Here is a 13057-nt window from a genome sequence, read left to right as displayed (position 1 = left end):
GGCGGGATGACGTGGGGATGGTTTCGAAGGTTTGGCTTCGAGAGGAATATGGTCATGGGATTAGTAGCTAGACGAGATGGGCGCAATTTTGGCTATGGCCGGCAACTGAGCTATGCAGGACCGCAGGCACTGAAAGACCTGTTTGGCGGCGGGCATTACGGCACGGTCAAGGCGCACAGTGATCGGTGGCAAGCGTTTGTACGCTGGTGTCGGTCGGAGGAAGGGCCGGGGTTCAACGATGCGCGGCAAATTAATTGGCAGACCTTGCTGGACTACGCCGGACATCTGCGTCAGCAAGTTGACCAAGGTGAGCTCGCCATCGCCACCGCGCTAAACCGGTTGTCCAGCGTCAACCGGACCATGGCCGCGCTTCGCGGTGATCAGTATGTGAAAGTACCGAGTCCGAGCAAGGCGCTGGGAACGCGGCGCACCAGCGTTCGTTGCTCGGTGCCACAAGGCCAAGACCGCGAACACGTGAAGCGGATCGTAGAGGTACTTTGCAAACATCAGCAGCCGCGCGCCGCGGCCATCGCTAAGTTAACGCGAGCCACTGGCATGCGTCTGCGCGAAGCGATTCTGGCCGACCTACCGCGACTCAAGCGTGAAGCCGAACACTACGACAAGATCAACATCCAGGACGGCACCAAAGGCGGCCGATCCGGTGCGTCAGCACCTCGCTGGATTACGGTGGACGACCATATTCGAGAAGCTCTGAGGTTTGCCGAACAGGTTTCGCCCGATGGTGGCCGCAACCTGCTGGCACCGAACGAAAGCTACCTCGATTTCTTGCAGGGGATCGTCCGCCCCGCCCGAGATATCCTCCATACGCACAACCTCAAAGGCTTCCACGAACTGCGCGCGGCTTATGCGTGCGAACGCTATGAGCAAATCACCCGCCATCCCGCCCCCATCAACGGAGGCCATTGCTATCAACTCGACCGACGCCTAGATCAGGATGCCCGAGTACAAATCAGCTATGAGCTGGGGCATGGCCGTATCGACGTGGTGTCGGCTTACATTGGTGGTCGAGCATGAGCAAGCCATTCGATATGGAGCTGTTCCTGTCAGGCGTCCTGACCGGGTCGCATACCACCCGCCAACGCCACCTACGTCATGCGAAGGCTATCCAAACAGCAATCGCTGAGCGCTGGCAACGCGACAATCCATGGACTTGGCAAAGAAAACACATGGCGTGGTTTTTGAATCACCACCTAAACCAGCACGCTGAATCGACGCGGTATTACTATTTGCTGACCATGCAATTACTCACTCATCGCTTAGGAAAACCTTGGCAGTTCAACCGCTAAACGAAGGTCAGAAAACGGCCAAAAGGAGCCAGTCGAAGGCGTCTAGGAAATTAGGGGCGATTCACATCTGCCCTGCAAAAAACCTATAAGGCCTCCCAAACTATCACTTGATGATCCACAATGGATCTGACTCCTAGAATTTTGGTGAAGCATGGCCGCTATTTCGAATCGCCGTTTTATCCTACCTATCCTGATAGCGTGCTCGTTCGCGACTGGTTTATTTTTCGGACTAGTAGCAAAAGGTTTGTTAAATTCTTCAGGCTGGGCTGAGGCCCTTTCCGGAATCGCTACGGTAGTAGCTCTCATTCTTGCTGTCGTCACATATATAGGGTGGCACAAACAAAAGATTAGAGAAGACGCATACTCAACAAAGAAGCTATATATTTCATTACTTGTTCAGATTGAAGCAACTACAGTGCAAATAGCAAACCTGCTGTTCAATCTTGTTCCGGAAGCTGGCATGTTGGTGCCTAGTGATTCTCAAGCAAAGTCCAATCTAGAGAAAGTAGTTGACAAGAACAACGAACTAAAACTCCATACCCAATCTCTTGCTTCCGTTAATAGCGAGCTTGGCTTTTGGGGGGCTTCATTGACCCAGGACTCAGCCGCCGAGCACGTCAAACTGATGGACTCAATAAACGAATATTTAACGTCTCTCCATTACCTTCATAACTGCCTGATAAATTTTGACGTCCACAAATCAAGCGACAATACGATTCAACAATGGAAAACAAGATTTATTTAGTCCAACAAAACCATATTTGATTTATTCAACTCAAGAAAGAGAAAAAGCATGAGCACAGTTTTTCTAGACTAGGCTCTATTTCAGATGTTCTGCGGAGATGTGAGTCACTGCATCAACACTCTTACGCAGGCCTGACAGGCCCTTAGCGCGGTCAGCCCGCTATCCTCGTCCGGTGATTGCGAAAATTCGTTGAGTATGCGCAGGGTCAAGTCAGACGCGAACGCCGCATGAGCCATGCCGATTCCTGAAACGATTGCTATCCCTTATCGACCCACTATAGCGGCCGGTCGTGGCGCCTAGGAAACCGTAGGAAATTAACTTCGCCTCAACGTAGGATAAGCAACGAACAAAAAACCTCGAAGCCGACGCGCCGTAGATATATACCTATTCTGACAAAGCTAATTGCCCGCGGCATACTCGACGGCGGGATGGCTATTTGATATCTTCAAGCTCCGCAAGTGCTGCTCTCCATAACCAAGGATGCGTGATGAACGACGTTGAAGATCAGATAATTGAGCTCAAAAAAGCCGTAGCTTATGATAGTAAAGACTTTACTATCGAAATTCTTGTTAAAAAATACTTGGAAAAAATTGATGAGCATGAAAACGAAATCTTTGTACCAGATTACCAACGAGATTTTGTCTGGGACACATCACGACAATCTCGACTGATCGAGTCGATCGTCCTTGGTCTACCAATTCCGCCGATCTTTGTAGCCGAAAACAAAGATGGCCGCCTCGAGATTGTGGATGGCTCGCAGCGCGTAAGAACCCTGAGCGCCTTCCTAAGTAACGAGCTGACACTGGAAAGCCTGGAAAAAGTCACCAAACTCAATGGCATGTCATATGATGATTTTGACGTTTCGAGGAAACGCAAATTCAACAACATGACCATCACCGTAATAGTTCTTTCTGAAAATGCTACTGAGGAAGTGAAGAACGACCTCTTTGAGCGTATCAACAAGGGCAGCGACATCCTCCGTAATATGGAAACCCGGAAAGGTATTTATCGCGGGCCCTTCACAGATTTTATTTACACAAAATGCGCGACCAATCAAAAATTCCGCGATTCCATCATCCTCTCTAAAACCGTGAAGAATCGCCAAGAGCATGAAGAGCTTGTCCTGAGATTCTTCGCCCTCATCGATATGCGCCCTAAGTACACTGATTTCTCGAGAAGTGTTAGCAAAGCGCTGGACGATTACATGGATGGGAAGCGTGAAACCTTCAGCAAAGAGGAAGAGCAACAGAAACTATTTATCTTTAATCGCATGGTCGATTTCGTGACGGAAAACTTTGAATTTGGGTTTTCAAAAAGTGCAGGAAAAGAAGTATCCCGCATTTTCTTCGAAGCAGTTTCCGTTGGGTGCCATCTCGCACTTGAAGAAGCCCCCAACCTCAAGCTTCCGAAGAAAATTGACGTGCGATACTTCCTGCAAGATCGAGACTTCAACAAGTCAGTAACCGGTCAATATCGCACGCACTCCTCGGACAATTTGAATAAGCGCATCAGCCATATCAAAGACCGCATTCTTGCCCTTTCGGTCAGGGCCTAGGGTCATGAAAGGCGTTACGACAGACCTCCTTGAACGCAACGTCTCGATCAACCGACTGTTTACCCACATTGAGGAAGTGTCGGATCAGCGGGGGAAAATCGAGGTGGTAGTTGTCCTAAAGGCGAGCTTTTTCGTGGCACTGTATAACAACATCGAAGCTACGGCCTACGCCACACTTGAGAAAGTACACTACCGGCTTGGGCTTCGGAAGTACAGCGAGCTTACGGAAAAGCTTCAGAAACGCATGTTGGAGTATAGCTTTGGAAAAGGCCGATCAGCCGACTTAAAGGACACATCGAAGGTAGAAGCCATGAAGCAAAAGATCCTGGCTGAAGACCTTCGTTTTCCATCGATTCATGACTTCCTCAACAGGAAGACCATATTTTCTGGAAACCTGGATGCGAGGCGATTAGGCGAGATAGCCGATGAATATGGTATGAGGGCACCTCTGTTTCGAGGAAAAACTCAACACGTGCTGACCGTCAAAAACAAGAGAAACAAGATCGCTCATGGAGAGCTTTCCCTCTCTGACGCCGGCAAGGGGATCAAGAATCGTGAGCTAGGAGATATCTTTGATGCAGTCAACCTTGTCTTAGAGGATTTCATCAGCACCACCGATGAATTCCTGACGAAGGAACTTTATCTCGCGTAACTGCCATGCAACTCAAGCTTGCGTCAGCGGCCAGCATAATGAGACGGCCTCTGACGCCTGCTCTACTATTGCGATCCTACAGTCACGGCTCGGACGACTGGTTGGATTAGGAAGCTTGAATGCCTGCTTTTGGCCGATTCTGTTGAAAAAGTCGGTTCTTCCAGACTGCCCGCATACTGACTGCTGAAAACGCCTTTTTTGCGCGCCGCTACGCGAAATCTGAGCCCGGAATCCTCTGCTCAATGTAAAGATTTCAATCTCAAGTGCGTACTTTTCTACCGTGGAAACCATGGCCGACTTTTTCAACAGAATCAGCCGATTTCTGCCTGTCGCGAGAAGCAGAAAACCACCCAATGCGGACGGTCGCGACAGGCTGCTGTGGTCATAAGCTACCGCTCGCATCGGCCAGCACCGATTGAGGCCTCTATTGAACTAGATCGCGGAGGTTGATTACTCCAAGGCAGAAGACCAAAGCTAGTTGATCAAGAATATGTGGGGTTGATCTACCGCTTTTGAGCCGACAAGTGCTCCTGCATTAGTTCGTGACTTCTGTCGGCGCTATGGGGATCAGGCCAAACGCCTTACCAAAGTTCTGAAGATGCTGTTGAGTGCAACTTATGGCGAGCGCTACCACCGACAGTGAGTAAAGGAAGCCCAGACTTTACGAGCCGGCAGTAGTCTCTTGTTACATAGCCAGGCGCAGAACATAGCTATTGATTGACCTATCAAAAACAAGCCCATCTAGATACTTAACAATGTTGAGCAATCCCTCATATTCTTGCCTAAAATTATCCATTGTTTTTCGATTGGCACTATACCAATCTCGCGGATCCTCATTTGCATGAACGTTCCTGTGCCTATTTAAGCACAGTTCATTTAAAAATGTGATATCCCTTGGAAGGTAACCCGAATTAATATCATTTGTAATATCGTAGCCAAGCTCTTCTAAAAGCAATTTTTTAATGTTTGAAAACTCGGGATTGTTGAATTTTTTGAGGCGACTTGATAGCGACTCTAAGTCCTGCTGACTAGTCCCTCTGATTACCATGCAATTATAGACAATATGTTTTACCGACGCTTCGAGAAATCTACAAGCCATTACATATACGGTAATATCCAGCAGCGCTTGTACTTTTATTGCCGCATATGAATTTGGCTCGTGCCGAATGGCGGAGTGAATACTGCCATCTAAACTGCTTTTCAAAGTTTGAATTTCAGGCGAGTTAAAATTCATGCTCACCCCCTTAGCAAATTAACGGCTGTGTTGATTCTCTCGCGTATGACGGCAGTAGATGTTGTTGCTGAGCGCAAGGCGTTATTTTTCTCGATAATTTCTGAAAACGTTGTCACTCCTGATTTGATGTTGGGAAGTTTATAACTTTTTTTGATGCAAATTCCCAAAGCCACAAAAATCGTTTCAAGCAGATTTCTTTTTATAACCCCTCTATTTCTGAATGTATCAACATCTAATTCAGTACAAAGCAAGTCGCATACATTCTCAAATAACTTGGCATGGTTTTCCATTCGTTCGTCACGATGACTAGACTGAAAATGGCTGAGGAATCTACTCATTGGAGGTCGGTAGTCTTCATACTCATCGATTAGCGACATGATTCGCAAGATCAGCTCAATGTCAGCGAGCCTAAGGTGTGGCTCAGATGTCCCGAGCAACTCTCTCCATGCGGGATAGTTGTTGAGTCTATGCAGGGTACGATTGAATTCACCCGTATATACACAATTCCTAACTTCTTGATCTGTTAGCGGCACGCCCCCGGTATTTATTCTATAGAATAATTCATGCACAATTTCAGGGTTGAAATCTATATCATCAATGATAGTCGAGTTTTGGATTGAATTTTTTAGTCTGCGCTGTAAATTTAGAGGTAGTTCGTTATAGCTGCAGCCATTCCAAGAGCGACCGTCTAAGCCGACAAGCCTGAATCTATCGCTATTTGAAAATTGCTCTGTTATAAAGAAATAAATTGTTTTTAGTCGCTGCAGTCCATCAATAACTATGAAGTCATCCCTGGATGAGTTTCGTCCAAAAAATAAGTTTGGAGTCGGAAAGCCAATTAGTAACGAGTCAATAAAAAGACTCGCAGTACGCTTGTCCCATACAAAATTCCTTTGAAATTCTGGCTCTAATTCAAGTTCCTGGCGCTCAATTAGGTCAATGAGCGTGGCTACACTATACGAAATGGAGTATGATGAGATCTTTGAGAAAGCCTCTTCGGAGGAGAACTTAAAATCTTCTTCATAATTACTATCGAACTCAAAGGTTTTTGTCATTTCTTAACATTCCTTAAAGGCTCGTGCGCCGCATGATTATCTATAGCCGAGCACTCTACATATAAACCGTTTAGTGCATGCAAGCGCACGAATGGCAGCTCAAATAATCTGTAAGAAACCAGCACGGGTTGTGCGAAATAATGAAAGTCTTATGTACATTTCTGCGAGCTCATTGCGTCGTAGGGCGTTGGCTTGGGGAGAGTACCGTCTGCGTCATGTCAGTATGAGTTCCGAAAATTGCTTGGCGCCCAAAACGTCAGTCTAGAACGAAAGGACACCAATATGAGTGAGATCATGCCAATCCACCCAGGGGCTTGCTCTACGATGTCATGAGTGGAGAAATGAAGCTTGGCGGAGTACCCGACGTCATACGCCTTTTCCGCGATCATTCGGAGCGCAACTTGCTGTTCCATTGTAAACCTCTAGGCTCAATTCCCTTGACTACTCAACCGCAGTGCCAATAAGCCGTAAGGGCAATTGGGCGCCTGACTAGTCAGCTTGTTATCCTTGACCCACAGCGCGCTCCAGCCACTGCGATAGAACGCTCGTGGACATTACCATAGTCCTGACTTCAACAGAGATGGTCGGCGGTGGTGGAAAGCGAGCGAGTGACCTCTTCTGGCCGTCTGCTGTCTGTCACCACGGCAGTTTTTGGCGGATTCCTGCCTATTCTCTACGGAGGGGATGATCGACAACGTTCGAGTTCAGGAGGCTTACCATTCCGTATGTGGCTCTGAATTACTTGCAGACTGACAACGTGCTGATCTCTAAAAAATCCCGAGTTCGATTCCACCGAACGCCATAACTAGCTGATTTATTTATAGTTACTAGTTGGGGTACGCCGAATTTTCCAGCGAATTCCAGATCCGCAGAAAACCTGGCCTCGCAGCAAGCTACCGTTCGTCTGGTGCCGCAACCTACTTGCACCGAACGAAACCTACCTCGATTTCCAACGGGGAATCGTCCGTCCTGCACGGGACATCCTCCATCAGTACAACCTCAAAGGCTTCCACGAATTGCGGGCAACCTATGCGTGCGAACGCTATGAGCAAATCACCCACCGTCCCACCCCCATCAACGGTGGCCATTGCTATCAACTCGACCGACGTCTCGATCAGGGAGCCCGAGTACAAATCAGCTATGAGTTGGGGCACAACCGTATCGTCGTGGTGGCCGCTTACATTGGTGGTCGCGCATGAGCACGGTATTCGATATGGATCTGTTCCTGACGGGCGTCCTGACCGGGTCGCATACCACACGCCAACGCCACCTGCGTCAGGCGAAGGCCATCCAAACAGCGATCGCTGAGCGCTGGCAACGCGACAATCCATGGACTTGGCAGAGAAAACACCTTGCGTGGTTTTTGAATCACCACCTAAACCAGCACACTCAATCGACGCGCTATTACTATTTGCTGACCATGCAATTACTCACTCATCGCTTAGGAAAATCCCGGCAGTTCAACCTCTAAACGAAGGTCAGAAAACGGCCGAGGCTGTGTAAAAACGTTTTTGAGCGCGACAGGTACTCAAAACCGGACTGAAAATCGCGTTTCTACGCGAAATCCACATCTGCTGACGTGCCGATAAATTTCAGATTTAACGTAGACGCGCGCACTTCAATTTTGGCTAAGCGTTTTTACACACTCTGGGCCATTTGGAGCCATACGAAAAAAGCCCACCATGGGGCGGGCTGTCGGTTGTCTTCAAGGGGAGGCCATTCGCTAACGAATTCTCGGAGCAAGCGGACTGAGAATACGCTGAATGTCGACGTGGGGGCCGATGATCTAACCTTGGCAAAAATCACTAGCCGCAGCCTGTAAGAAGCGGCCGGGGCCAGGCTGCGCCTAGTCTCTAAATACTTCTTCTCAGTGGAAAAAAACGAGCAGGAGAGCGGCCAGGATGACGGTCGATGCGCCGCCGATACGTGTGGAGATCTGTCGCCAGCAAAACCATCTGAGCATCAGTAGGCCGCGCCTCGACCAATAAGCAGCCTCTCTGAGAGTTCAGCGAGGGCTATGAGCTTTAGAGGAGCAGGAGTTGGGTGCAGGACTTTTCGATGAGACCGCAGTCGAGCGCGGGCTGAACCGAAACGCCCGATTCAGCTAACCAAAATGGCCTTGGCTTGCTGAAGATGCGTGCGGAACCGGGACGCATAATCTTCGGCAACTGCAGCTTGAACACTCGCTCGGTTTGCTAGCGCATGGCGCCACTCTGCAATGCGAACAAGTCCATCGAACAATGGATGACTTGGTTCGAATCCTAGTATGTCGAAGTAGCGAAAAACTGGAGCAACGGCTATATCCACCATGCTGAGCTTCGCACCAGCGAAGTAATCGCCGTCCGATTTTTCAAGTTCGAATCGCTCTAGTTTGCCTCTCAACACTGCTGATTTACTAAGCGCTGTCTGCTGATCCGCTGCATTCAAATATCCCCACGCATCCGCGAGCATGGCAGTGGCGAATTCGATCCAGGCACGGTGTTGAGCACGGGTGATTGCATCTTCCGGGTGCAAAGCGGGCTCCGGATACACCTCTTCGATGAATTCACAGATTGCCGCGCTCTCGAAGAGTACGTTCGCACCCTCGTCGCCTTTTTGCACCGTTAGAAGCGGGACTTTGCCCGTTGGCGACATGACCCGAAACCAGTCGGGCCTGACCTTCAGATCCACATCAATGCGCTGAAATGGAACCTGCTTTTCGTGAAGTAAAATTGCCACTCGCTGAACAAACGGACAAAGCTCGTGGCTAACGAGCGTGAGCTGTGATTGCGACATTTGAATACCCACTGTTATTTCGACAACTCCCGCATCCGGGCAGGAAGCGGGATGTACAGACTCGAAGGCGTGCCTATCTCGTTAAAGCGAGCGACCACCATCAACAATAATTTCTGTTCCCAACGTCCAACGAGACTCGTCCGACGCGAGGTACACCACCGCCTTAGCTACTTCTTCAGGCGTGCCAAAACGGCCAAATGGGATAGTCGCAGCAATATCTTTGTTGACCTGCTCGCGGTAGGCATCGGGAATACCCGCCTTGTCGTACAGCGGCGTGTCGATCGGCCCAGGGCTGACCGCATTTACTCGAACACCACGCGGTAGAAGCTCGCTAGAGAGCGTTTTCGACATGTTTAGAAAGGCCGCCTTTGTTGCGGCATAAATGGATGAACGCGCGGCGCCCAGGTGCGCACTGATCGAGGTGTTAAGAACCACCGATGCAGGGTTTGAGAAGACCGGCAGCAGTGCTTGCAGGAGGAAGTAAGGGCCTTTGACATTGATGTCAAAGGAGCGGTCAAACATCTCCTCGTTCCAGTCTTCGATTGGCTTCCAGACGGATACGCCAGCATTGAGGAAGGCAACGTCGAGCTGCCCGTAATGAGACTGAACAGCCTGCGCCAGCTCCTTCTGGGCTGTGACACTGGCGGAGTCGGCTCGTAACACCAGAACCTCGCTACCTAAGACAGCTTGGGCGTTTGCAATTGACTCAGGATTAACACCAGTGACGATCACCCGAGCGCCTTCTGCGAGGAATTGCTTTGCGGTCTCCAGACCAATGCCACTTGTGCCACCAGTGATGAGCGTACGCTTGCCTTGTAAACGGGACATGTAAACTTCCTCTCATTTGTGACGACCAGTCGGACGACTGACCTTCTGAGAGCAACTATGTATTCATGCTGGAGCGCTGATAAGATAGCTAAAGAGAATACATCTCATGCAAAATACGCATGAAAGAGGACGTGTGATGGATCGGTTGTTACTGATGAGCTGTTTCGTACGCGCCGTCGAGACCGGCAGTTTTTCAGCTGCGGGACGTGATCTTGGACTCGGACAACCGAACGTCAGCCGTTACGTCGCCGCACTCGAAGATCATCTGCAAGCCAGGCTGCTTCACCGATCGACAAGAAAGCTGACGCTCACACCGGAAGGCGAGCGGTACTACGCAGATGCGCGGCGTATTTTGGACTCAGTAGAAGAGTCAGAGTCCTCTCTGAGAGGGAACGTGGCACCGTCTGGGTTACTGCGCGTCGCATGCCCGACTGCATTGGCGCACACCTTTATCGTGCCCCAGGTGGCTAGCTTTCTGGAGCTCTATCCAGAAGTGTCGCTCGATCTCCAGATCAATGATCGCTACGTCAATCTGGTCGACGAGGGAGCCGAGCTCGCGATTCGCATTGGCCACCTGGAGGACAGCGCAATGCGTGCCCGGCCACTAGCGTGGTTCGAGCGTGTGTGTGTGGCCAGCCGCGAGTACTTGGAGAAACGTGGTTCTCCCTCTTCGCCTGATGACCTGAAGAAACACGACTGCCTTATTTACACTCTGCTATCTACCGGTACTAACTGGCGGTTTAAAGACATTGATGTCCAGGTCTCCGGTCGCCTGCGGGTCAATTCACCCGAGGCGATACGTGAGTACGTCAATGCAGGATTAGGAATCGCGCAAGGCCCTCAATGGCTTTATGAGGAAGGACTAAGAAGTGGCAATCTTCAGCTGCTGCTTAGCGACTACGTAGCACCACAGGTGCCGATCCAGGTCGTTTACCTAGCGAATCGGCTGCTGCCCAAGCGAGCCATCGTTTTCATGGACTTCATGGCGGATGTGTTTGCAAAAAGCTCTGCATTCCAAGAACGCCTAAGGTAACCAGAACCACGAAGGCCCCTTGTAGTGAGACCGGATGCACGCTTACCACAGTTGCAATCGGCGGGTCTGAACAGTCATGGGACGTAACGTTTGTATCTCAAGTGTTCTGACTCACCGCAGGCACTAATCTGAATCGCCCCTAGTTTTGTAGACACATCCGAGCGGCTCGTCTGCTGCCTGTCGCCACGGCAGCTTTTGGCGGATTCCTACCTATTCTCGACGGAGGGGATGATCAACAACGTTCGAATTCGGGAGGTTTACCATTCCGTATGCGGCTCTGAATTTCTTGCAGACAGACAACGTGCTGACATCTAAAAAATCCCGAGTTCGATTCCAGCGAACGCCATAACTAGCTGATTTATTTATAGTTACTAGTTGGGGTACGTCGAATTTTCCAACGAACTCCAGACGCCCGAAAAACCTGGCCTCCCCGAAACGTACCGTTCGTCTGGTGCCGCACCATATCTCGAAGCCCCGCAATGCGGGGCTTTGTGGTTTCTGGAGGTTGGGAAACTTCAGAAACTTGTAGGGTGAATTTAGTGAAAACGTCCACAAAACGTCCACACTCAAACAACTAACCTGCAGTTTTCCGCGCACCCCACTTCTTTTTATTACGCTCCGATGTCAATTCACGGCCAATTTTCATAACCGTCTCCAATAGATCTGCTGCCTCACGGAAACTATCTGAGTCCGCCGTCCCATTGAAAAGCAAACCACCAGCGGTGACATCCAACCTAACGCTGTCAGCCAATTGATAAAAACGAACAATCTGCTTCGCTTCATGAGGCGTTAGCCCACCGAGCCGCGTAACGTTTGCCTGAACACTCGGTTGTAGTGCTCGTGAATATTGACGGAGTACTTTAAAAACCTTGGCTCTAAGATCTCCGTAACTGAGGCGCCTCCAGGCGGCGACAAATAAGCCTGAGCGTCTCTCAGACCGTCGAGATCCCCCCCTCAGCTCCACGTGGCCGCTGCGCTCATGACCGCCTCCGACTACTTGATGTATCGCCAAATTGGCGATACGCTTCGAGCATATCTACCAAACACCGATTTCGCGAAAAGTACCGCATAGAGCTGCGGGAAAAAGACCACCTACCGCCCCACGTACACTTGACGGGCGGCGGCGTCGATGTCTTGATAAGCCTTGAAACATGTGAGGCGATGTTGGGCCGAGCGCCGACGGTGGTGCTGAAAGAGGCTTTGGCCTGGGTGCGTTTGCACCAAGACGAATTACTGGAGGAATGGCATAAATGGCATCCATGAAACGCCCCCGCCTGCGGGCTGTGCAGGCGCGTCCCGGCCATGCGCTGGAGCTGACATTTATCGACGGCCAACAGTTTCTGCTGGATATGACCCGCGACGTGGCCACCTACCCTGGGCTCAAACCGCTGCAAGCGGCCAAAGCGTTCAAAGGCGCGACCGTGGGCGATGATGGATGGACGGTGGAATGGCCCGAACTGGACATTCAAATCGGCGCAGACACGCTGTACCTGGACGCCTTGGCTCAGGCAGCGCCGGATGAAAACACGCGCATCTTCATCGGTTGGCGTGCGCGTACCGGGCTCAACCTGTCGCAAGCCGCCGAGGCATTGGGTGTCGGCACGCGGAGCATCACCCGCTACAGCAACGGCCGCGAAGCGGTGCCCCGCACATTGGCCTTGGCCTGCCTGGGTTGGGATCGTCTGCAAGAACAGCCCCAGCTCAAACGTGCGTGAAACCTTGGCGGCGATACTGATCACGTAGCCCCCGAACCCCGCCCTGTGCGGGGTTTTCGTATCTTGTTGTTGGCACTCGTGCTGGTGAGTCGCTCGTTGGCGATCTGAACATGTGTAAGCAATGCTTCACTTGCCAGCCATCGATAGCCCTGGGTCCT

Annotated in this window: 14 protein-coding genes and 1 pseudogene; 10 read left to right on the top strand and 5 right to left on the bottom strand. The window is 50.6% G+C overall.

All coding sequences use genetic code 11. From position 1 onward, the window contains the following. The first annotated feature begins 54 nt into the window (after positions 1 to 54). The 5 genes from U5A08_RS01465 (at position 55) to U5A08_RS01445 (ending at position 4259) form a co-directional block, all read left to right on the top strand. Positions 55 to 1035, top strand: a complete 981-nt coding sequence (locus U5A08_RS01465; protein WP_186729741.1) for an integrase domain-containing protein — start codon at positions 55 to 57, stop codon at positions 1033 to 1035. Continuing rightward, positions 1032 to 1307 carry a hypothetical protein gene (locus U5A08_RS01460; RefSeq protein ID WP_321849987.1) on the top strand — a complete coding sequence of 92 codons (276 nt, stop codon included), beginning with the start codon at positions 1032 to 1034 and terminating at the stop codon, positions 1305 to 1307. Before U5A08_RS01465 ends, U5A08_RS01460 begins: the two co-directional genes overlap by 4 nt. Positions 1308 to 1458: 151 nt before the next feature. Next, complete coding sequence (locus U5A08_RS01455) at positions 1459 to 2052, top strand: hypothetical protein (protein ID WP_321849985.1); 594 nt, start codon at positions 1459 to 1461, stop codon at positions 2050 to 2052. A 487-nt stretch (positions 2053 to 2539) separates the two neighbouring features. Further along, positions 2540 to 3607, top strand: a complete 1068-nt coding sequence (locus tag U5A08_RS01450) for a DUF262 domain-containing protein (protein WP_321849984.1) — start codon at positions 2540 to 2542, stop codon at positions 3605 to 3607. A 4-nt stretch (positions 3608 to 3611) separates the two neighbouring features. Further along, positions 3612 to 4259 carry an MAE_28990/MAE_18760 family HEPN-like nuclease gene (locus U5A08_RS01445; protein WP_321849983.1) on the top strand — a complete coding sequence of 216 codons (648 nt, stop codon included), beginning with the start codon at positions 3612 to 3614 and terminating at the stop codon, positions 4257 to 4259. Positions 4260 to 4944: 685 nt separating this feature from the next. Here U5A08_RS01445 and U5A08_RS01440 read toward each other — a convergent pair. From U5A08_RS01440 to U5A08_RS29755, 3 genes are all read right to left on the bottom strand, one after another. Next, positions 4945 to 5493 carry a hypothetical protein gene (locus U5A08_RS01440; protein WP_321849982.1) on the bottom strand — a complete coding sequence of 183 codons (549 nt, stop codon included), beginning with the start codon at positions 5491 to 5493 and terminating at the stop codon, positions 4945 to 4947. Between the two features lie 2 nt (positions 5494 to 5495). Further along, a complete protein-coding gene (locus tag U5A08_RS01435; RefSeq protein WP_321849981.1) occupies positions 5496 to 6548 on the bottom strand; it encodes a GmrSD restriction endonuclease domain-containing protein in 1053 nt (350 codons plus the stop codon). Between the two features lie 218 nt (positions 6549 to 6766). After that, positions 6767 to 6937, bottom strand: a complete 171-nt coding sequence (locus tag U5A08_RS29755; protein ID WP_341850604.1) for a hypothetical protein — start codon at positions 6935 to 6937, stop codon at positions 6767 to 6769. A 522-nt stretch (positions 6938 to 7459) separates the two neighbouring features. Here U5A08_RS29755 and U5A08_RS01430 point away from each other — a divergent pair. Both U5A08_RS01430 and U5A08_RS01425 read left to right on the top strand, forming a co-directional pair. Then, positions 7460 to 7747, top strand: a pseudogene (locus U5A08_RS01430) (integrase domain-containing protein); the annotation flags it as partial. Further along, positions 7744 to 8019, top strand: a complete 276-nt coding sequence (locus tag U5A08_RS01425) for a hypothetical protein (RefSeq protein WP_321849980.1) — start codon at positions 7744 to 7746, stop codon at positions 8017 to 8019. The pseudogene U5A08_RS01430 and the gene U5A08_RS01425, both read left to right, overlap by 4 nt. A gap of 629 nt (positions 8020 to 8648) precedes the next feature. Here the strand turns inward: U5A08_RS01425 and U5A08_RS01420 are convergent. Continuing rightward, entirely contained in the window at positions 8649 to 9323 is a 675-nt protein-coding gene (locus U5A08_RS01420; protein WP_321849978.1) for a glutathione S-transferase family protein, read from the bottom strand. An 81-nt stretch (positions 9324 to 9404) separates the two neighbouring features. Further along, positions 9405 to 10151 carry an SDR family oxidoreductase gene (locus tag U5A08_RS01415; RefSeq protein WP_212801742.1) on the bottom strand — a complete coding sequence of 249 codons (747 nt, stop codon included), beginning with the start codon at positions 10149 to 10151 and terminating at the stop codon, positions 9405 to 9407. A gap of 136 nt (positions 10152 to 10287) precedes the next feature. On the opposite strand from U5A08_RS01415, the gene U5A08_RS01410 reads away from it, so the two are divergent. From U5A08_RS01410 to U5A08_RS01400, 3 genes are all read left to right on the top strand, one after another. Next, positions 10288 to 11184: a LysR family transcriptional regulator gene (locus U5A08_RS01410; RefSeq protein WP_212802471.1), complete on the top strand. Its 897-nt coding sequence runs from the start codon at positions 10288 to 10290 to the stop codon at positions 11182 to 11184. Between the two features lie 1032 nt (positions 11185 to 12216). After that, positions 12217 to 12447 carry a DUF4160 domain-containing protein gene (locus tag U5A08_RS01405; protein WP_321852157.1) on the top strand — a complete coding sequence of 77 codons (231 nt, stop codon included), beginning with the start codon at positions 12217 to 12219 and terminating at the stop codon, positions 12445 to 12447. Beyond that, positions 12435 to 12899: a DUF2442 domain-containing protein gene (locus U5A08_RS01400; RefSeq protein WP_253392649.1), complete on the top strand. Its 465-nt coding sequence runs from the start codon at positions 12435 to 12437 to the stop codon at positions 12897 to 12899. Before U5A08_RS01405 ends, U5A08_RS01400 begins: the two co-directional genes overlap by 13 nt. Positions 12900 to 13057 lie beyond the last annotated feature (158 nt).

Origin of the sequence: Pseudomonas paraveronii (assembly GCF_963681955.1) — a bacterium.
GTDB lineage: Bacteria > Pseudomonadota > Gammaproteobacteria > Pseudomonadales > Pseudomonadaceae > Aquipseudomonas > Aquipseudomonas paraveronii.
This window is presented reverse-complemented; position numbering and strand designations above follow the sequence as displayed.

What these genes read in the sequence shown, in the direction of transcription:
- U5A08_RS01465 (WP_186729741.1), top strand. Translation starts at nt 55, where the DNA reads ATGGGATTAGTAGCTAGACGAGATGGGCGCAATTTTGGCTATGGCCGG.
- U5A08_RS01460 (WP_321849987.1), top strand. Translation starts at nt 1,032, where the DNA reads ATGAGCAAGCCATTCGATATGGAGCTGTTCCTGTCAGGCGTCCTGACC.
- U5A08_RS01455 (WP_321849985.1), top strand. Translation starts at nt 1,459, where the DNA reads ATGGCCGCTATTTCGAATCGCCGTTTTATCCTACCTATCCTGATAGCG.
- U5A08_RS01450 (WP_321849984.1), top strand. Translation starts at nt 2,540, where the DNA reads ATGAACGACGTTGAAGATCAGATAATTGAGCTCAAAAAAGCCGTAGCT.
- U5A08_RS01445 (WP_321849983.1), top strand. Translation starts at nt 3,612, where the DNA reads ATGAAAGGCGTTACGACAGACCTCCTTGAACGCAACGTCTCGATCAAC.
- U5A08_RS01440 (WP_321849982.1), bottom strand. Translation starts at nt 5,493, where the DNA reads ATGAATTTTAACTCGCCTGAAATTCAAACTTTGAAAAGCAGTTTAGAT.
- U5A08_RS01435 (WP_321849981.1), bottom strand. Translation starts at nt 6,548, where the DNA reads ATGACAAAAACCTTTGAGTTCGATAGTAATTATGAAGAAGATTTTAAG.
- U5A08_RS29755 (WP_341850604.1), bottom strand. Translation starts at nt 6,937, where the DNA reads ATGATCGCGGAAAAGGCGTATGACGTCGGGTACTCCGCCAAGCTTCAT.
- U5A08_RS01425 (WP_321849980.1), top strand. Translation starts at nt 7,744, where the DNA reads ATGAGCACGGTATTCGATATGGATCTGTTCCTGACGGGCGTCCTGACC.
- U5A08_RS01420 (WP_321849978.1), bottom strand. Translation starts at nt 9,323, where the DNA reads ATGTCGCAATCACAGCTCACGCTCGTTAGCCACGAGCTTTGTCCGTTT.
- U5A08_RS01415 (WP_212801742.1), bottom strand. Translation starts at nt 10,151, where the DNA reads ATGTCCCGTTTACAAGGCAAGCGTACGCTCATCACTGGTGGCACAAGT.
- U5A08_RS01410 (WP_212802471.1), top strand. Translation starts at nt 10,288, where the DNA reads ATGGATCGGTTGTTACTGATGAGCTGTTTCGTACGCGCCGTCGAGACC.
- U5A08_RS01400 (WP_253392649.1), top strand. Translation starts at nt 12,435, where the DNA reads ATGGCATCCATGAAACGCCCCCGCCTGCGGGCTGTGCAGGCGCGTCCC.